General features: G+C 62.2%; 13 protein-coding genes. 10 read left to right on the plus strand and 3 right to left on the minus strand.

What is annotated here, in order from left to right; genetic code table 11:
* Position 1: 1 nt before the first annotated feature.
* From BLW22_RS02680 to BLW22_RS02690, 3 genes are all read right to left on the minus strand, one after another.
* Positions 2 to 391, minus strand: a complete 390-nt coding sequence (locus BLW22_RS02680) for a protease inhibitor I42 family protein (RefSeq protein WP_065926591.1) — start codon at positions 389 to 391, stop codon at positions 2 to 4.
* Between the two features lie 243 nt (positions 392 to 634).
* A complete protein-coding gene (gene lon / locus BLW22_RS02685) occupies positions 635 to 3,055 on the minus strand; it encodes an endopeptidase La (RefSeq protein WP_065926590.1) in 2,421 nt (806 codons plus the stop codon).
* A gap of 120 nt (positions 3,056 to 3,175) precedes the next feature.
* Positions 3,176 to 4,165 carry a GntR family transcriptional regulator gene (locus tag BLW22_RS02690; protein WP_065926589.1) on the minus strand — a complete coding sequence of 330 codons (990 nt, stop codon included), beginning with the start codon at positions 4,163 to 4,165 and terminating at the stop codon, positions 3,176 to 3,178.
* 336 nt (positions 4,166 to 4,501) lie between these two features.
* Between BLW22_RS02690 and BLW22_RS02695 the strand changes: the two genes are divergently transcribed.
* From BLW22_RS02695 to BLW22_RS02740, 10 genes are all read left to right on the plus strand, one after another.
* A complete protein-coding gene (locus tag BLW22_RS02695; protein WP_074844012.1) occupies positions 4,502 to 5,833 on the plus strand; it encodes an amidase in 1,332 nt (443 codons plus the stop codon).
* An 11-nt stretch (positions 5,834 to 5,844) separates the two neighbouring features.
* Positions 5,845 to 6,723 (plus strand): polysaccharide deacetylase family protein, encoded by an 879-nt coding sequence (locus tag BLW22_RS02700; RefSeq protein WP_003234086.1) that lies wholly within the window; start codon positions 5,845 to 5,847, stop codon positions 6,721 to 6,723.
* Positions 6,724 to 6,863: 140 nt separating this feature from the next.
* Positions 6,864 to 8,204 (plus strand): MFS transporter, encoded by a 1,341-nt coding sequence (locus BLW22_RS02705; RefSeq protein ID WP_065926587.1) that lies wholly within the window; start codon positions 6,864 to 6,866, stop codon positions 8,202 to 8,204.
* A 10-nt stretch (positions 8,205 to 8,214) separates the two neighbouring features.
* Positions 8,215 to 8,976, plus strand: coding sequence for an SDR family NAD(P)-dependent oxidoreductase (locus BLW22_RS02710; protein WP_065926586.1), 762 nt, complete (start codon positions 8,215 to 8,217; stop codon positions 8,974 to 8,976).
* A gap of 139 nt (positions 8,977 to 9,115) precedes the next feature.
* Positions 9,116 to 9,865, plus strand: coding sequence for an SDR family NAD(P)-dependent oxidoreductase (locus BLW22_RS02715; protein WP_074844014.1), 750 nt, complete (start codon positions 9,116 to 9,118; stop codon positions 9,863 to 9,865).
* Between the two features lie 13 nt (positions 9,866 to 9,878).
* Complete coding sequence (locus BLW22_RS02720; RefSeq protein ID WP_065926584.1) at positions 9,879 to 10,181, plus strand: hypothetical protein; 303 nt, start codon at positions 9,879 to 9,881, stop codon at positions 10,179 to 10,181.
* 111 nt (positions 10,182 to 10,292) lie between these two features.
* Entirely contained in the window at positions 10,293 to 11,267 is a 975-nt protein-coding gene (locus BLW22_RS02725) for a CobW family GTP-binding protein (RefSeq protein ID WP_065926583.1), read from the plus strand.
* Entirely contained in the window at positions 11,264 to 12,436 is a 1,173-nt protein-coding gene (locus BLW22_RS02730; protein WP_065926582.1) for an ABC transporter substrate-binding protein, read from the plus strand. Before BLW22_RS02725 ends, BLW22_RS02730 begins: the two co-directional genes overlap by 4 nt.
* A gap of 213 nt (positions 12,437 to 12,649) precedes the next feature.
* Positions 12,650 to 14,986: a putative bifunctional diguanylate cyclase/phosphodiesterase gene (locus tag BLW22_RS02735; protein ID WP_074844017.1), complete on the plus strand. Its 2,337-nt coding sequence runs from the start codon at positions 12,650 to 12,652 to the stop codon at positions 14,984 to 14,986.
* A gap of 153 nt (positions 14,987 to 15,139) precedes the next feature.
* A complete protein-coding gene (locus BLW22_RS02740; protein WP_159440230.1) occupies positions 15,140 to 19,372 on the plus strand; it encodes a glycosyltransferase in 4,233 nt (1,410 codons plus the stop codon).
* The last annotated feature ends 171 nt before the right edge of the window (positions 19,373 to 19,543 follow it).

Here is a 19,543-nt window from a genome sequence, read left to right on the forward strand (position 1 = left end):
ATCAGTTCACCGTAATGGCGCAATCGAAGGTCTCTGCGGGCTCGGCTTCCGGTTCCCAGGGTTGCTGGGAGGTCAGGCGCAAACGACCCTGGCCGGCCGTGAATGCCTGGAAGCGCCAGGTGGACTGGCCGCCGCCGCCGATTACACCGGATTCCGAGCTGCTGTAAACCTCGGGGCCCAGGGCCCGCAATACGCCGCCGGCGGAATCCTGGATGGCCCAGCGGTAGCCGGTGGTGGGGTTGCTCGGCAGGGTGAGGATCAGGTTTTGCCCGGTCTTGAGTTGCAGCGGGCAGGCGCTCTGGTTGTCCACGGTGACGTTTTGCTTCGGCGCACTGGCGCAGGCGGCGAGCAGGCAAAGGCTCAGGGGGAGAAGCAGGCGGGCGGCGATCATGGGGGCTCCGTTGTTTGGCGACGAAGACCGAGCATAACCGAAGATGAGACAAGGTGTGACAAGAGGGCTGCCGGGTGCCGTTTGTGGCGAGCAGGCTTGCCCTGCGTTGGGCTGCGAAGCAGCCCCTCTTAAAAAGCCCCCCATTCTTTCTGAAAGAACAGGGTCGTCAGTTTCGGGGCTGCTGCGCAGCCCAACGCAGGGCAAGCCTGCTCACCACAGGGGCCCACTCGGGCTAATGAGGTATCAGAAGAGCACCTTCGCCACATCCGCAAAGCGCTTGGCAAAGTGCACGGTCATGCCTTCCTTCAGGTACTCCGGCAACTCTTCAAAACTGCCGCGATTGGGCTCCGGCAAAATCAGCTCGTGAATCTTCTGGCGGCGCGCCGCAATCACCTTCTCGCGTACCCCGCCAATCGGCAGCACATGCCCGGTCAACGTCAGTTCGCCGGTCATGGCCACGCCTTTTTTCGGCGCTTGATTGCGCGCCAGGGACAGCAGCGCGCTGGCCATGGTCACCCCGGCGCTCGGGCCGTCCTTCGGCGTGGCGCCTTCCGGTACGTGCAAGTGCACGAAGGCTTCGTCGAAGAACTTCGGATCGCCGCCAAACGACTTCAGGTTGGAGCTGATGTAGCTGTAGGCGATTTCGGCGGACTCTTTCATCACCTCACCCAGCTGCCCGGTGAGCTTGAAGCCGCGATTGAGGGTGTGGATACGGGTCGCCTCGATCGGCAGGGTCGCGCCACCCATGCTGGTCCAGGCCAGGCCGGTGATCACGCCGGTACCCGACAGCACCTGTTCGTTGCGGAACACCGGCATGCCGAGGGAGCTTTCCAGGTCCTTGTTGCCGATCTTGATCACCGAGTTCGGTTCGTCCAGCAGCTTGACCACCGCCTTGCGCACCAGTTTGCCCAGTTGTTTCTCCAGCTGGCGCACCCCGGCTTCACGGGCGTACCCGTCGATCAGTGCGCGCAGGGCGCCGTCACTGATGCTCAGGCTGTTTTTCGAAACGCCGGCTTTTTCCAGCTGTTTTGGCCACAGGTGGCGTTTGGCGATGGCGACTTTTTCTTCGGTGATATAGCCCGACAGGCGAATCACTTCCATACGGTCCAGCAGCGGGCCGGGAATCGAGTCCAGGGTGTTGGCGGTGCACACGAACAGCACCTTGGACAGGTCCAGGCGCAGGTCCAGGTAGTGGTCGAGGAATTCGACGTTCTGCTCCGGGTCGAGGGTTTCCAGGAGTGCCGAAGCCGGATCGCCCTGGAAGCTCTGGCCCATCTTGTCGATCTCGTCGAGCATGATCACCGGGTTCATCACTTCCACATCCTTGAGCGCCTGCACCAGCTTGCCCGGCAGGGCGCCGATGTAGGTGCGGCGATGGCCCTTGATCTCGGCCTCGTCGCGCATGCCGCCGACGCTGAAGCGATAGAACGGCCGCCCGAGGGACTCGGCGATGGACTTGCCCACGCTGGTCTTGCCCACGCCCGGCGGGCCCACCAGCAGCACGATGGAGCCAGCGACCTCGCCTTTATAGGCGCCCACCGCGAGGAACTCGAGGATGCGGCTCTTGATGTCATCCAGGCCGGCATGGTGCTTGTCCAGCACCTTGCGTGCGTGCTTGAGGTCGAGTTTGTCCTCGCCATACACGCCCCAGGGCACCGAGGTGGCCCAGTCCAGGTAATTGCGCGTGACGGCGTATTCCGGCGAGCCGGTTTCGAGGATCGACAGTTTGTTCAGTTCTTCATCGATACGTTTTTTCGCCTGGGCCGGCAGCACCTTGCCTTCCAGGCGTTGCTCGAACTGTTCGACGTCGGCGCTGCGGTCGTCCTTGGTCAGGCCCAGTTCCTGCTGGATGACCTTGAGCTGTTCCTTGAGGAAGAACTCGCGCTGGTGTTCGCCGATCTTGCGGTTCACCTCGGCGGAGAGTTCTTTTTGCAGGCGCGCGACTTCCACCTCCTTGCGCAGCATCGGCAGGACTTTTTCCATGCGCTTGAGCATCGGCACGCAGTCCAGCACTTCCTGCAGCTCATTGCCTGTGGCCGAGGTCAGCGCGGCGGCGAAGTCGGTGAGGGGCGACGGGTCGTTGGGGCTGAAGCGGTTGAGGTAGTTCTTCAGCTCTTCGCTGTACAGCGGGTTGAGCGGCAGCAGTTCCTTGATCGCATTGATCAGCGCCATGCCGTAGGCCTTGACCTCGTCGGTCGGCTCGCTCGGCTGGTGCGGGTATTCCACTTCCACCAGGTACGGTGGGCGGTGGTGCTTGAGCCAGGTCTTGATCCGCACGCGGGTCAGGCCCTGGGCGACGAATTGCAGCTTGCCGTTCTCGCGGCTGGCGTGGTGCACCTTCACCAGGGTGCCGTACAGCGGCAGGGCGGAGGTGTCGAAATGGCGTGGATCTTCCGGCGGCGTGTCCATGAAGAATAGGGCCAGGGAGTGATGGTCGGATTTGCTCACCAGCTCCAGGGTCTCGGCCCACGGCTCTTCGTTGACGATCACCGGCAGCACTTGCGCCGGGAAGAACGGCCGATTGTGGATCGGGATGATGTAGACCTTGTCCGGCAGGTTTTGCCCAGGCAGGGCCAGGCCGGTATTGGACGAAGGGGTTTCAGCGTTTTCGGGGTCGGCGTAATCGTTGAGGTCGTAATCAGGGAATTCTTGCTGGTCGCTCATGGGGCACCTGCATAAGGAAGTATGCAGCTTAGATGGGGCGGGGCAGCAGTGGTTTCAATGGTGGGGGTGAGATAGCAACATATTGCAGGAAATTACTGCGGCGACATTGGTCAATCTGGGTCAGCTGATTTTGTGGAGGTAGGCGGGGAGTGGCTGTTCTGGCAGCACCGAGAGCACTTTCAGGCGCTGCAACATCCGCTGCCGCGCCCGCTGCAAATGCTCGCGCAGGTTCAACGCCGCCGCATCGAATGCGCCATGCAGCAGCAGCTCCAGAATCAATCGATGTTCGGCAAGCATCGCCGGATCAGCGCCGATCCCCAGCAATCGGTAAAAAATCCGGCTGATGATCATCGGGCTCTGGCCCTGGCGAATCAGCGCGGCAATCTTGCGGTTTTGCAGGCCGGCCAGGCAGCGCTGGTGCAGGTCCTCTTCGATCTGCTCGATGGCTTCCAGGCTGCACTGGGGGCTGTCCTGGGCATCCAGCACGCGCTGCAGCATGGCTTCCAGCATGTCGCGGTCGAGGTTCGGGGCACTCTGGCGCAGGGCTTCGGGTTCCAGGCAGGCGCGCAGTTCGTAATCTTCGGTGACTTCCCGCGCGGTCAGGGGCCCCGCCAGCCATTGGGAATAGGGCTCTTTTTCCACCAGGCCGCGGTCGCGCAGGCGCATCAGCGCTTCACGCACCACCGCGCGGCTGACGCCGTAGTGGTCGGCGGCGGCTTGCTCATCCAGGCGGTAATGGCCAAAGGCGATACAGGTGGACAGCGCCGCGCCGATTTCCTCGACGATGCGCTCGCCCAGCGGCCGGGTGTCCACCAGTTCGGCTTCGCCATTGAGGCCCAGGTGCCCATGGCTCAAGGGCAGGCGCAACGGCTCCATGGCCAGGCCGTCGGGGTTGATCAGGTAGCCCCGGCCGTTGAAACGGCAGATCAAGCCCTCAGCGTGCAGCAGGTCCAGCGCCTTGCGCACCGGCACGCGGCTGGTGCCGAACAGCTCGGCCAGGGGCGCTTCCAGCAATACCAGGCCATGGCGGGCGGTGCCATTGACGATCGCGTCGCGCAACACCTGGTGAATCATCGCGTAACGGGAGGCCGAGGCGGACACTGCTTTCATCGATTTCTCAAAGGCATGTAGGACGATGGCCGGGGATTCTCTCATAAGTTGCGCCTGTCACTCTGCGCCACGTCGGTGGCACTTTTTTGGGGCCTTGAATGTAGGAATGTTACTTTTCTGCACCAAAATGTACTTATTAATAAAAGATACATTATTTCATTGAGGACGCTTCGTAACCGTGGCGCAAGATTTTTTTCCATCGATCAACACCATCTATCCTGTAGCTCTGGGTAAGAATGCGTAATCGCGCCAAGAGCGCTACGCAGAGACTGGCACGAAAGCTGCCTTTGTAAAATGTACATTTTATTAATATGTACGTTTTATGAGGTTTCCCTGATGTCAGACGCCACTTCACTGGCCGAGGATTTCGCCAGCGGTCGCAGCGACCCGGTGCAAGTCCTTGAGCAGGCACTCGATCAAGCGAGCCGCTCGACCAGCGTATTTATTGCCCTGACCGCCGAGCGCGCCCGCCGTGAAGCCGAAGCGTCCGCCGCCCGGTGGCGTGCCGGCCAGCCCTTGAGCGTGTTCGATGGCGTGCCCCTGGCCTGGAAAGACCTGTTCGACGTAGCCGGCAGCATCACCACCGCCGGCGCCGCTTACCGCCGTACTGCGCCCGCCGCGTTGCTCGACGCCCCCAGCGTGGGCCTGTTGTGCCGTGCCGGGATGGTCAGCGTCGGCAAGACCAACCTCAGCGAACTCGCCTATTCCGGTTTGGGTCTGAACCCGCATTTCGGCACGCCGCACAATCCCCATGACACGGACCAGGCGCGCATTCCCGGCGGCTCGTCGTCCGGGTCGGCGGTGGCGGTTGCGGCCGGTATCGTGCCGATCGCCATGGGCACCGACACCGCAGGCTCCATCCGCATTCCGGCAGCGCTCAACGGCCTGGTGGGGTACCGCAGCAGCAGCCGACGCTACAGCCGCGACGGTGTGTTTCCCCTGGCCCGTTCCCTCGACAGCCTTGGCCCGTTGACCCGCAGCGTGCGCGATGCCTTGGCCATCGACGACCTGCTCCATGGCCGTGCCCGGCAGCACAGTGCCCGTCGCCTGAAAGGGCAGCGTTTTGTGTTGGAACAGGGTGTGCTGGCTGACGTGGAGCCTGCCGTGCGCAACAACCTGCTGCGCGCCGTTGAGCGACTGAAGGCGGACGGTGCGCTGATTGAAGAGCGTGAAAGCACCCCGTTCCAGGCCACCCTGGACCTGATCAAGCACCAAGGCTGGCTCGGCGCGTTCGAAGCCTTCGCCCTGCACCAGGACCTGCTCGACAGTGTTGACGCCGAACACCTCGACCCCCGTGTGCGCCGCCGCCTTGAAGCCGCGCGCGCATTGCCGGCCAGCCAGTTGATCCACCTGACCGACGCACGCCGTCGCCTGCAACAGCAACTGCTCGACGCGCTTGACGGCGCGATCCTGATCACCCCCACCGTCGCCCATGTCGCCCCGGCGTTGGCACCGCTTGAGGCCGACGACGAACTGTTCGTCAAAACCAACCTCGCCACCCTGCGCCTGACCATGCCCGGCAGCTTTCTCGACATGCCAGGCGTCAGCTTACCCAGTGGCCGCGATGCCCAGGGCCTGCCCACCGGGCTGCTGCTGAGCGCCCCGAGCGGAGAAGACGCGCGGCTGTTGCGTGCGGCCTTGTCCGTCGAGTCCGTACTTAACTTTTAAGGAGACACACCATGGCTAAAGACATCCTCTGTGCATTTGGCGTCGACGTCGACGCCGTCGCCGGCTGGCTCGGTTCCTATGGCGGCGAAGACTCGCCCGACGACATCTCCCGCGGCCTGTTCGCCGGTGAAATCGGTGCGCCGCGCCTGCTCAAACTGTTCGAGCGCTACGGCCTGCGCACCACCTGGTTTATCCCCGGCCACTCGATGGAAACCTTCCCCGAGCAGATGAAGGCCGTGGCCGACGCCGGCCACGAAATCGGCGTGCATGGCTACAGCCACGAAAACCCGATTGCGATGACCGCCGAGCAGGAAGAAATCGTCCTCGATAAATCCATCGAGTTGATCACCCAAGTCACCGGCAAACGCCCCACCGGCTACGTCGCGCCGTGGTGGGAATTCAGCAAGGTCACCAACGAGCTGTTGCTGAAAAAAGGCATCAAGTACGACCACAGCCTGATGCACAACGACTTCCACCCCTACTACGTGCGCAAGGGCGACAGCTGGACCAAGATCGACTACAGCCAGCACCCCGACACCTGGATGAAACCCCTGGTGCGCGGCGAAGAAACCGATCTGGTGGAGATCCCGGCCAACTGGTACCTCGACGACCTGCCGCCGATGATGTTCATCAAGAAAGCCCCCAACAGCCACGGCTTCGTCAACCCGCGCCACCTCGAAGAAATGTGGCGCGACCAGTTCGACTGGGTCTACCGCGAGCACGAACACGCGGTATTCACCATGACCATCCATCCCGACGTGTCCGGCCGCCCGCAAGTGCTGCTGATGCTTGAACGCTTGATCGAACACATCCAGAGCCATGCCGGCGTGCGCTTCGTCACCTTCGACGAAATCGCCGACGACTTTATCCGCCGCCAACCGCGTACCTGATCCCAACCCTGTAGGAGCGAGCTTGCTCGCGAAAAGCCTGAGAGCACCGCGTGCATTCAGGATGCCCGCGTCATCGTTGACGATTTTCGCGAGCAAGCACGCTCCTACAGAAAGCCCACTCCACCTCCCGAGGCGCGATTATGTCCATCTACAACAAGCTTGACCTGACTGGCTGGAAACCCCGGCAACTGACGTCCCAGGAAGTGCGCTTCGCCACCTGGATCGCGTTTTTCGCCTGGGTGTTTGCGGTGTACGACTTCATCCTGTTCGGCACCTTGCTGCCGGAGATCGGCCGACACTTCGGCTGGGGTGAAGTGGAGCAGGCTGAAATCGCGACCTGGGTGGCGGTGGGTACCGCCGTGGTTGCCTTGGCCATCGGGCCGATCGTCGACAAGCTGGGGCGGCGCAAAGGGATTATTTTCACCGTGGCCGGTTCCGCACTGTGCTCGGCGCTGACCGCCATTGGCGGGGCGTGGGGCAAGTCGCCGCTGATTCTGATTCGTTCGCTGGGCGGCCTGGGGTATGCCGAAGAAACCGTCAACGCCACCTATTTGACCGAGCTGTATGGCGCCTCGGAAGACCCGCGACTGACCAAGCGCCGCGGCTTCATCTACAGCCTCGTGCAGGGCGGCTGGCCGGTCGGTGCGTTGATCGCCGCCGGCTTGACCGCGCTGTTGCTGCCGATCATCGGCTGGCAGGGTTGCTTCATCTTCGCCGCGATCCCGGCGGTGGTGATCGCGATCATGGCGCGCAAGCTCAAGGAGAGCCCGCAATTCCAGATCCACCAGCGCATCAGTCAGTTGCGTAAAAGCGGCGCGGTGAAAGAAGCACAAAACGTTGCCGTGACCTACGGTGTGGACTACGACGAACACAGCAAGGCCGGCCTCAAGGCGGCCTTCCGTGGCCCGGCCCGTCGCGCCACCCTGGTGATCGGCGCTGCGCTGCTGCTCAACTGGGCAGCGATCCAGGTGTTCAGCGTGCTCGGCACCTCGGTGATCGTCAGCGTGCACCACATCTCGTTCGAGAACTCGCTGATCATCCTCGTGCTGTCCAACCTGGTGGGTTACTGCGGCTACCTCAGCCACGGCTGGATGGGCGACAAGATCGGCCGTCGCAATGTGATCGGCCTGGGTTGGATGCTCGGCGGCCTGGCGTTTGCCGGCATGCTGTTTGGCCCAAGCAATATGCCGATGGTGGTCGGGTTGTACAGCCTGGGCCTGTTCTTCCTGATCGGGCCGTACTCGGCGGCGCTGTTCTTTATCAGTGAAAGTTTCCCCACCAGCATCCGCGCCACCGGCGGCGCGATCATCCATGCCATGGGCCCGATTGGTGCCGTAGTCGCGGGCTTTGGTGCGACCCAGGTGTTGTCCGCCGGCAGTGACTGGCAGACCGCCGCGCTGTGGTTCGGCGCGCTGCCGTGCTTCTTGTCCGGCGCCCTGATGTTTGCCGCCCGCCATGTGCGTCCGGAAACCGTTCAGTAAGGAGAGTTCGATGAGCCGTAAAGTTGCCTTGATTACCGGCGCCGCCAGTGGCATCGGCCAAGCCCTCGCCGTGGCCTATGCACGTTGTGGCGTGGCGGTGGTGGGCGGGTATTACCCGGCCGATCCCCACGACCCGGGCACCACCGTGTCGTTGGTGGAAGAGGCGGGGGGCGAGTGCCTGATGTTGCCGCTGGACGTGGGCGATACCGTCTCGGTGGACGCCCTCGCCGAACAGGCGGTACAGCATTTCGGTCGGCTGGATTACGCGGTGGCCAACGCCGGTTTGCTGCGCCGTGCGCCGCTGCTGGAAATGACCGACGAGTTATGGAACGAGATGCTCAATGTCGACCTGACCGGGGTGATGCGCACCTTCCGCGCGGCGACGCGGCATATGAACGAAGGCGGCGCGCTGGTGGCGATTTCTTCGATTGCCGGCGGCGTGTATGGCTGGCACGACCACAGCCATTACGCTGCGGCCAAGGCCGGTGTGCCGGGGTTGTGCCGTTCGCTGGCGGTGGAATTGGCGCCCCTGGGCATTCGCTGCAATGCGGTGATCCCGGGGTTGATCGAGACGCCGCAGTCGCTGGATGCGAAGAACTCGCTGGGTCCGGAAGGTCTGGCAAAAGCGGCGCGAGCGATTCCGTTGGGGCGGGTAGGGCGCGCGGATGAAGTGGCGTCGCTGGTGCAGTTCTTGACCAGTGAAGCGTCGAGCTATTTGACCGGGCAGAGCATCGTTATCGACGGCGGCCTGACCGTACGCTGGCCCGACTGACTGATGTACTCAATCCAAATGTGGGAGGGGGCTTGCTCCCGATAGCGGTGGGTCAGTCACAGCAGTTCTAACTGAACCACCGCTATCGGGAGCAAGCCCCCTCCCACATTGAAACTGTGTTTGCTTCAGGAGATTTAACATGTTCCAACTGACTGACCGCCGCGCCGTGATCACCGGCGCCGGCAGCGGCATCGGTGCCGCCATCGCCCGCGCCTATGCCGTTGAAGGCGCGCGCCTGTTATTGGCCGACCGCAACTCCGCCAGCCTCGCCGAAACCGCGATCACCTGCCGTAACCTGGGCGCCGAGGTGGTCGAGTGCGTGGCCGATGTGGGCACGGTCGAAGGCGCCCAGGCCAGTGTCGACCGTTGCGTCGACCACTTCGGCGGCATCGATATCCTGGTCAACAATGCCGGGATGCTCACCCAGGCGCGTTGCGTCGACCTGTCCATCGAAATGTGGAACGACATGCTGCGCGTCGACCTCACCAGCGTGTTCGTCGCCAGCCAACGTGCCTTGCCCCATATGCTCGCGCAGCGTTGGGGACGGATCATCAACGTGGCTTCGCAACTGGGTATCAAGGGCGGCGCCGAACTGACTCACTACGCGGCCGCCAAGGCTGGAGTGATCGGTTTTACCAAGTCCCTGGCGTTGGAGGTGGCCAAGGACAATGTGCTGGTCAATGCCATCGCCCCCGGCCCGATCGAGACGCCGTTAGTGGGCGGTATCAGCGACGATTGGAAGAGCGCCAAGGCCAAGGAGCTACCCCTGGGTCGCTTCGGCCTGGCGGACGAAGTGGCGCCCACCGCCGTGCTGCTGGCCAGTGAACCCGGCGGCAACCTGTTCGTCGGCCAGACCCTGGGCCCGAACTCCGGCGATGTCATGCCATGAGCGGGGTGTAGCCATGTGCGGACTCTGCGGATTGCTCGGCGAAGACCTGCACTGGAGCGACCCCTTGGGTGATGAATTGCCCAGGCGCCGCGAACGCCTGCGCCGTATCGCCGCGATCAACCAGGTGCTGGCGGTGTTCCGGCTCAAGGTCGAAGACTTCCAGGGCGCGTCTTATCTGCTGTTGGGCGCCACCGGTAAACAGGCACTGGCGAGCGGCTTGGATCAACTGTGGCAGGCAGCTGAAGCCATGCTCGGCCGGCCGCTGGATCCCCTTGATCCGCGTCTGCTTGACCACCTGGAAAACACCCCACTGTAGGAGCGAGCTTGCTCGCGAAAAACGTCAACGATAACGCGTGTTGTCTGGATGTACGTGGCGCTCTCGGGTTTTTCGCGAGCAAGCTCGCTCCTACCGGGCGTGGAGGTAAATATGAGCATTGCTCTAAATGTGATCACCGGCTTCCTCGGCAGTGGCAAGACCACCTTGCTCCAGCGCCTGCTGCAAGGCGAAAGCCTGGGCGACACCGCGTTGCTGATCAACGAATTCGGCGATATCGGCATCGACCATCTGCTGGTGGAAGAAGTCGCGCCGAACACTGTGCTGCTGCCCAGCGGATGCATTTGCTGCTCCATCCGTGGCGAGCTCAAGGACGCGTTGCTCGGCCTGTTGCAACGCCGCGAGCGTGGCGAAATTCCTGCGTTCAAACGGGTGATCCTCGAGACCACCGGCCTGGCCGACCCGGCCCCGATCCTCGCCACCTTGAACAACGATGTGCAACTGCGCGGGCGTTTTCATATCGGCCTGGTGGTGACGCTGGTCGACGCCAGCCACGCCGCGTTGCAGGAACGCCTGCACCCGGAATGGCTGGCCCAGGTTGCGGCCGCAGACCGTTTGCTGCTGAGCAAGACTGATCTTGTGGATGACTGCGAACCGCTGCGTGCGCACCTGCAGGCGCTCAACACCGGTACGCCGATCCTCGATACCCACGCTATCCACAGTGGCGACCAACTGTTGCTCGGCGAAGGCCTGCGCAGTGCCGAACCCGCCCTGGAAGTCAGCCGCTGGCAATTGCACCAGACCACCAGCGCCAGCCATGGGGCGGCCCAAGTGTGCAGTATGACCTTTGACCAGCCGCTGGACTGGGTCGGCTTCGGGGTGTGGTTGTCGATGCTGTTAAGATGCCACGGCGAACGAATCCTTCGCGTCAAAGGACTGCTCAACGTGAACGCCAGTAACGCCCCCATCGTCATTCATGGCGTGCAGCATTGCCTGCATGCCCCGGTCCATCTGCCCACGTGGCCAGGCACCGAGCGGCAATCGCGGCTGGTGTTTATCCTGCGTGGCCTGGACCCCGCGCTGCTGCAGCGCTCGTTTGAGGTGTTCTCGCGGCGGTTCGCCGAATGATCACCTTACGAGTGCTCGGCACCTCGGTCACTTTGCTCGAATGCCTGCGCGTGCGCGCCGAACAGGAACTGGGGATTCGCCTCGTGTACCAGGTGCACGATGTGGAACAGGCCCAGCGCATCGCAGTGATGCAGCCCGACAGCTACGACCTGTACGACCAATGGTTTCACAACGTCGACTTCGTGTGGCCGGCCCGGGCGATCCAGCCCATTGACACGCGGCGCATCGCGCTGTGGCACGAGATCAACGACTTGCCCAAGCGCGGTCGCCTGTCACCCAACGACCGGCTGGGCAGCGGCAGTGTGCCCAGTGAGCGGTTGTTCGTGCAGCACGATGGCAGCCTGGGCAGCACCGTCACCGAACGCATCAGCATGCTGCCCCTTACCCACAATGCGGACAGTTTTGCCTACCGCCCCGAGCGCCTGCCCGAGGGTTTTTGCCACGGCAACGAAAGCTGGGGCTGGCTGCTGGACCCGGCCTGGCGTGCCCGCACGGCACTGCAAAGCGACGCCGCCATCGGCGCCCTGGATGCGGCGCTGGCGGTGCAGGGCGCGGGGCTGGCGCGCTTCAACGACATCGGCAATATGAGCATCGAAGAGATCGACGTGCTCGCCGATATTCTGGTGCGCAAGCAGAAGGAAGGGCATTTCGCTGCGTTTTGGTCCGACGATGAAGAGGCGGCGCAACTGATGCTCAGCCCGAGCATCGATATCCAGAGCCTGTGGTCGCCAACCTTGATGCGCCTGCACCGCGCCGGGGTGAAATACCGCCTGGCGGTGCCCCGCGAAGGCTATCGCGCCTGGTTCGGCGGCTTGTCATTGTCGCGCCATGCCCAGGGGCCGGTGCTGGACGCGGCCTACGCGTACCTCAATTGGTGGTTGTCCGGCTGGCCGGGCGCGGTGATGGCGCGCCAGGGTTACTACATCGGCAACCCGGCGCGCAGCCGTGATCACCTGAGCAGTGCCGAGTGGGATTACTGGTACGCCGGCAAGCCTGCGCGGGAGGAGCTGCTCGGCAGTGATGGGTTGCCGTTGATCGATATCGGCGAGGTGCGCGATGGCGGCTCCTATGAGCAGCGCATGGGGCATATTGCGGTGTGGAACTCGGTCATGGATGAGCACAACTATCTGGTGCGGCGTTGGGGGGACTTCATGCGCGCCCGCAGCTGACAGGTGGGTATGGCCAAGCGGTTGTCGCCAATAAAATGACAGTTAAATCCCCGGTTTTATTCGGTGCGCTTCTGCTCTGTCCCAGCTACTCTGCTAAAACAAAATGTCCAGTCTAAATAGATGTTTTTTTGACGGCGGGTTTGGGCGCAGGGACTGCACATGACTAAGGGACGCGGCGGCAGAGAGAGGCGAACGCTGCCAGAGGGCACTGCCATGACATGGCGCCATACCTTTCAAACCCGCATCGCCGGGGTGTTGGCGCTGTTGCTGCTGGTGGTGGTCGCCGCCACCTATTTCGCCGTCAAGAGCGCCACCCGCCGTGCCGTGGAGAACCAGGCACAAGTCCAACTGAAAACTGGAACCCAGGTATTCGAGCGTCTGCTGGACCTGCGCGGGCGGCGCCTGCAATACGGGCTCGACTGGCTCGCCGGCGATGGTCCGTTCAAGCAGGCCGTGGCCGGAGGCAAGCCCGCGCCGATCCTGGCGGCACTGCGTCGCCACGGCACCGGCATCCGTTCCAGCGACGTGTTTGTGCTGGGCCTGGATGGCAAGGTCATGGTCAGCACACTCCCTATCCTCACCCGCGGCCAGCCGTTCCCCTATGACGCCGCCTTGCGCCATGCGCGGCGCAATGGCCTGCACATGGTGATCGTGGCCCTGGATGGGCGGCCTTACCTGCTGGTGCAGGATGAAGTGCGCGACCCGTTACCCATCGCGCGCATCGTGATGGGCTTTGCCATGGACCAACTGTTCGCCTATGAACTGCGCTCCATGAGCAACCTGGAAGTGTCGTTTCTCAGTGTGCAGGACGGCACGCCCGGCCCGCTGTTCAGCACCCAGCCCGACGCGTACCGGGCCACCGCCCTCAGCCTGCTGCACGACGCTCCGCTCAACCCTGAGGCACAGATCCATGGGTTCCACGGTCAGCGCGTGCTCAGCCGCGTGCTTCCATTGGCCAATACCGGCGACGGCGATGACGTGCGCGTATTGCTGCAAAGCCCGCTGGACCATGCGCTGGAATCCTTTGCGCCGCTGGACCGGCAGTTTCTCGGGATTGCCCTGGCGGTGCTGCTGGTGTCGTTGGCCGGCGCGTTGTTCCTGGCGCGGCGGGTGTCGCGCCCGCTCAACGCCCTCGTGGAGGCGGCGGGGCGCATCGGCGCCGGTGATTACCGCACGCCGGTGCGGGTACGCAGCCACGATGAGTTCGGTTTGCTGGCCCGCGCCTTCAACGCCATGCAAAGCGGCATCGCCGTGCGCGAACGGCAACTGGCCCACAACGCCCTGCACGACCCACTCACCGGTCTACCCAACCGGGCGCTGGCGATGGAGCGCCTGGGCAGCGCGATCAGTGCGCGGCGGCCGGTGGTGTTGCTGTACTTGGGCATCGAGAACTACCGGGTGATCAACGAAGGCTTCGGCCCCGAGGGCGTGGAGGAGATGATGCGTGAAGCCAGCCGGTGTTTGTCCATGAGCCTTCTGGCCAGCGATACCGCGGCGCGCATCACCGGCAGCGAATTCCTGCTGTTGCTGGAGAACACCGAGATCGACCGTGCAGTGACCCGCGCCGACCGCCTCTACGCACTGCTCACCGAGCCCCAGCGCATCGGCAATGACGAAGTGCGCCACGAAGTCAGCATCGGCATCGCCGCCTATCCCGCCGATGGCCAGCAGGTGGAAGAGTTGATCAGTCGCGCCGCCATCGCCCGCCACGATGCGGCGACGCTGCCGGGTTATCTGCAGATCTACCAGCAGGACCGCGACCTCGCCCACCAGCGCCAGATCACCCTGATCCGCGACCTGCGCCGGGCCGTCGTCGAAGGCGAGTTGTACCTGTGCTACCAGCCCAAGCTCGACCTCAAGCTTGGCGAGGTGTGCCAGGCCGAAGCCCTGCTGCGCTGGCAGCATCCCACCCTGGGGCTGGTGTCGCCCGCCGAATTCATCCCCCTGGCCGAGCGCACCGGCAGCATGGGCGGCCTGACCCTGTGGGTGATCGAAGAAGCCATCCGCCAGATCGGCGAGTGGTCGCAGCGCGGCATGCACATTCAGTTGTCGGTGAACATCTCGGTGGATGACTTGGCCGATGATGACCTGGCGACCCGCGTCACCACCTTGCTGGCGCACTACCAGGTGCCCGCCCAGCAGCTGATTTTCGAGATCACCGAAAGCGCGATCATGCACAACCCGCAACAAGCCTTGAGCGTGCTGGAGCAACTGCGCGGCTGCGGCATCAGCCTGTCGGTGGATGACTTCGGCACCGGCTACTCCTCACTCGCGCAATTGCAGCGCCTGCCGGTGCAGGAGTTGAAGATCGACCAGTCGTTCGTGCGCAACCTCGATAGCGCCACGGGCGACGGCGTGATCGTGCGCTCCACCATCGAAATGAGCCACAACCTGGGGCTCAAGGTGGTGGCCGAAGGGGTGGAGTTCGAGCCTAGTCTCAAGTTGCTCAAACAGTGGAACTGCGACACGGCCCAGGGCTATCTCATCAGCCGACCGTTGAATGCCCTGGCGTTCGAGCGGTGGATGCGGCGTGAGCGGGTGGCACCGTGACTGACCTATTCCATGCCGTTTTGGCTGGGTGAAACAGCTTCTAAAATTTTCGTCTCGCCGATTTTTCTCCAAGTTGCACTCAGGTTACTCCGGAACTCTCTCCGGCCTTTCCTAACCTTGGCCCGCTCTCGGCGGGCCTGTGAGGGGCAATTCATGCGCACCATTCCTACAACCGTCCTCCCTGGCCAATCTCGCCCTGAACTTCAGTCGCCCCTGCCCTGGGAAGGGCATCAGCGCGAACCCATCCAAATCCATGATTCAAGCTCGCCACCCGCAGCCGTGCAGGTAAACCCTGGGCGCTCGCTGCAAAGGTCACTGTCTAGCTCTGAACAGAGCCTGGATGAAGCGAGAGAACGGCTTGGCAATACCCGCAACACGCAGAGCCTGATAACGGCCTTGGGGGCGGTGCAAAAGGCCGCGCTGGAAAACCCGAGCCTGAAGGTTGCAACCTTGTTGGACCGTCAGATGATGCCTGCTGATGCCCTTTCAACGTTTGGACGCGAAAATCGGCTTGAGCCTGCTTCGCAAGTGCCGGTGGCCTGGTTTCTAAGGGAGTCCGGCTTGAATGTTCCACACACCCCGGAACAACTGGCAGACCTGCTCTACGCGAGTTCAAACCCTCTGCCCGAGCCGCTTGAACGGGGCAACTACTGGGGCCTTTTGTCCACGCCGCTTGCGCTGGACGCAGAGCAAAGGCGTCGGCTGCAGGCGATGGTCTCGCAGACCCTGGCCGAGGTTTCGCCTGGCAAGGGTTTGTTCGCGCTCTTTCAGGAGAAACACGTTGATTCAAGTCGACCCGCAGGCGTCGTGCAGCGGATTGAACAGATGATTGAAAGTCCCGAAGTCCAAGCGTTGGGGAAAAAACTCGAGGCGGCTTTCGACGGCGTATCTACACCTTCCAGCGCCGCTCAATGGGCGATGGCAGCGATGGTGCTGGAACTTGACCCGCACGCAGGCAGCCAACGCGGGCAGGTGGCCGGGTATGACTTGCTGGCGCCGGCCAACTGGGGGGTAAGCCCGGCCGTGGTAGTGGAGCGATTGAGCCAGCACTTGGTGGCGCAGGGCAAAGTCACCTCCGCCTTGGCTCCTGCGGCGGCCTGGCTGCTGCTCGTGGGCGCGGCACCGACCTTTCTTGTGCCTGATATGCCCGCCAATCTGGTGGTGGGGTCACCCGCCTGGATGAGGCTCACGGCAGTGGTTGAGGCCAGCGAACACGCGATACCGGGTGTTGCCGCGTGCATTCCTTTTGGCGAGTGGATGACGCGTGAGAGCCATGGTCCGGTCTCGCTGACTCAGGCAATCGTCGAGCGTCACGCCCAGGAGCAGGCGCTGGTCGATTGGGGCATTGCCCAGGGCAGAGTCCCGGCCAATCCGAGGGTGTATACGCCCGAACAACTGGATGGGTTACGGACAACCTTCAATGAAACCATGACCAGGCTGCAAAAGGCGCAGAGTCAGTTGGCCGCGACGATGCCCACCCGAAGAGACATTGCGCTTGCCGAACTGAAAAAAGCCTATGGAGACGATGTTTCTTTTGAAGTCCCAAACATCAGCATCACCCACATTGATGCCAGCGAGAGTGAGCTGCACTCACTGCTGGACATTTACATGGCCGGCAAAATGGACCGTATCCCGCGAGGGGTGCGTCACGATTTTTCCCTGGGTAATCGGCATTACAGGGTCACGCCGCTGCCTGACGTTGGAAAAATCTTCGATGAGCAATTCGATGCATACGTGAGTGGCCTGAAGGCGAGTCTCACGACATTGGTCGCACATCAACTCTCGCAATTGCCGCTGAGCGACAGGCAAACCATCGCGTCCGGCCAGGTAGAGTTTTTTTCCTTGCGCAAGGCCAGTGAGGCCCAGGCCGAGGGGCTGGAGTCCGACGCCCAAGCGCAGGCCGCCGTGGCGCGCTACGGTTTGTGGATGCGGGTCCTGACCCCAAGGGACAAGCGTGACACTGGCCGGGCCTATGCCGACTTCAAGCATGCGTCCTATGAGTTGTTCCCGTTGCAGGGGCTCATTCGAAAGCGCGAGGACCTGCCCAGGAATCCGCCGAATCCAGCGCCCCGAGTGGCGGATCCTGAGGGGTATGCAGCCCGTCAAGCCAAAGGGATCGGCGAATGGCTGGACTACGAGGCTTACCGTTCAGGCACTGCCCCGCGACCGGGCACGTACTCCCATGATTTATTGACCGAAAAACTCAATGCGCCGCTCTTGCCCGAGGACAGAAAGGCGATGGACGACGCGGTTCCGACTATCGACCATCCTCGCTTCGGCCAGATTGCTGAGGTCATGGCCAATCACCTGCTGTATGACCCAGCAGCGATGAAAGCGGCCGCACGCGGGTCGACGGCGGTGGAAGATGAGGAGGCGCAGATCAAGGCCGGACATGATTTTGTCACGGGTTTGATTCCGCTCAAAAACGCGATCGAGAATGCCGCCAACGGAAACGTCGGTGCTGCTGTGCGCGATTTTGCGCTGGATATCTTTGGTTTCGTCGTGCCAGTCGGCAAGGGGCTGGGTTCGGCGGCGAAGGTGGCTGGCAAAGTGACTGAGCGGCTTGGAACGCGAGCGTTCAAGGCGTCTGACATCCTGTTCCGGGCCGCCCTCAGCGGTCTGAACCCGGTGGAAGGTCTAGGGGGCTTGGGGCTGCGGGCCACCCAAGGCATCAAAACGCTCTGGCAGGCCGGTCACAGGGAACTGAAATGGCTGCAGGGGCAGGGTTTCAATCTCAACGCCTACGCAAAAATGTCGGGTGCTGTCGAAGGTGAGATGGGTTTGGCGAGTGCATCGACGCAGGGATTGAAGGTTATTGCCAAGCGTCATCGGGGCAAGTGGCATGCCTACGATGTCACTACTCGCACGGCCTATGGCCCGGCGCTCAAGGATTTTCGCCCTGTCAGCCCACCCGCAGTTGCGCCGGGTGCCGTTGATAATGTGCACTTCGACAAGTATGCGGTCAGTAAAGCGAAGTTGGCGGGGTTGACGCCTGACAGCCAGGGTATCTACCGAGGGGAGGACGGCGCACAGTACATTCGCAACGCGGACGGCTCGGGGAAAACCTCGGTTTATAAAGTTCGCGAGGTGTCGCAGGCCGGCAGCCCGGGGAGTGTGCAGGCGCGGCTGATTAACCCGAAGACCAACCGGCAAACCGAGTTCCTGTTCAGCAACCGTGGCAACGAACAGTGGCGTCGCTTGGGGTTACAGGGTGGAGACGGCATTGCGTCACAGGACTACAAGCTGGTTGAACTGCCGATGGACGAGGTTGAGCAAGTGGTGAGGAGGGATGGGCAAATAACCTTTCTCGCTAACTTTACGACTGAAGTCAGGTTTGATGCCGAACTGGGCGCTTGGCGTAAAATCGGCCGGGGCGATGCGCTGGGTGATGTTTTCTGGCGAGCCGGGCCTTACGACTGGCGCGCCGGGCCGTTACAGGAATACTTGAAAGTCAAAGACACATTGCCTTCGCCCAGCAGTATCAGAACCGTGCGCGTTGCAGCGCTGCCTATTCCCCAGGCAGCCACCGCCATCCCCAAGGAGATCAATTACATCTGGGCGGGCGGCAGCATGCCGGATGATCGGCTCGCCACTGTTCTGAGTAACGCAGAAAAGACCTCTGCTTATAAAACCATTGTGCATATCGATGCGGACACACCGCAGGTGTTTGAGCAGATAAAAGCGCAACTTCAGGGCAAAGGCCGCAACCTGGACGTGCGTAACTTGAACGATGATGCCTTTTTCAAAGCCTTCAAGGCATCGGATTCCGGCGAGGTTTATCAGTTCTTCCGCCAAGGCGCGGGGCAAAACTACGCGGCGGCCAGTGATGCATTACGTTACCCGCTGATCAATCACCGGGGCGGTATTTACCTGGACAGTGATGACGTGGTCACGGCCAATATCGGTGAGGTGGAGCTCAAGGCGACGGGTAATCAGGTGTTATTGAACTCGCATGTTTCCTATGCAGACACCGATTTTATTGGCTACAACACCAGTGTGTTTGCAAGTCATCCCAATAATCCTGTGCTGCGCGATATCAGCGATGAGCTGTACCGTCGTTTCAAAGGCAATCAGCAATGGCTCGAAGGTAATCGCCCTTACTTGAAGGGAACCCCTACCGCCGAGCAGATAAAGACGTTCAATGAGTACCAGACCAGGATTTTTGAAGTCACGGGGCCGACCTTGTTCAACGACGTGCTGAGGAAAACCATGGGCAGCGCCTATGACTTGAGTTGGGCGGCAACGGATCCGTCGCTCGCGGGTATCAAGCTGTCTTCTTCAGACGCCACAGCCTTTGCCGAGGCTTACAACCATTACTTGCCCTTCAACAGCAAGTTTGCGGTAGAGATCGGTTCGCAAACCAGCATGGCCAGGGCAGTAGATTGAGGTAGCCGTGGCGGCCGGAAAAAACGGGCGCTCGGCTACAGCTTTCTCTTGAATGGTCGACATCCTCTACAGAGCTTGACCGATTGCATAGGTTTTTGCCGACCAACGGTCAAGCCTCATCTCATAATCAGTGATGGCATTTTGCCTTGCTTGCGGCATCATGGCTGTGCT

Source organism: Pseudomonas marginalis (assembly GCF_900105325.1).
In the GTDB taxonomy this organism is placed as follows: domain Bacteria; phylum Pseudomonadota; class Gammaproteobacteria; order Pseudomonadales; family Pseudomonadaceae; genus Aquipseudomonas; species Aquipseudomonas marginalis.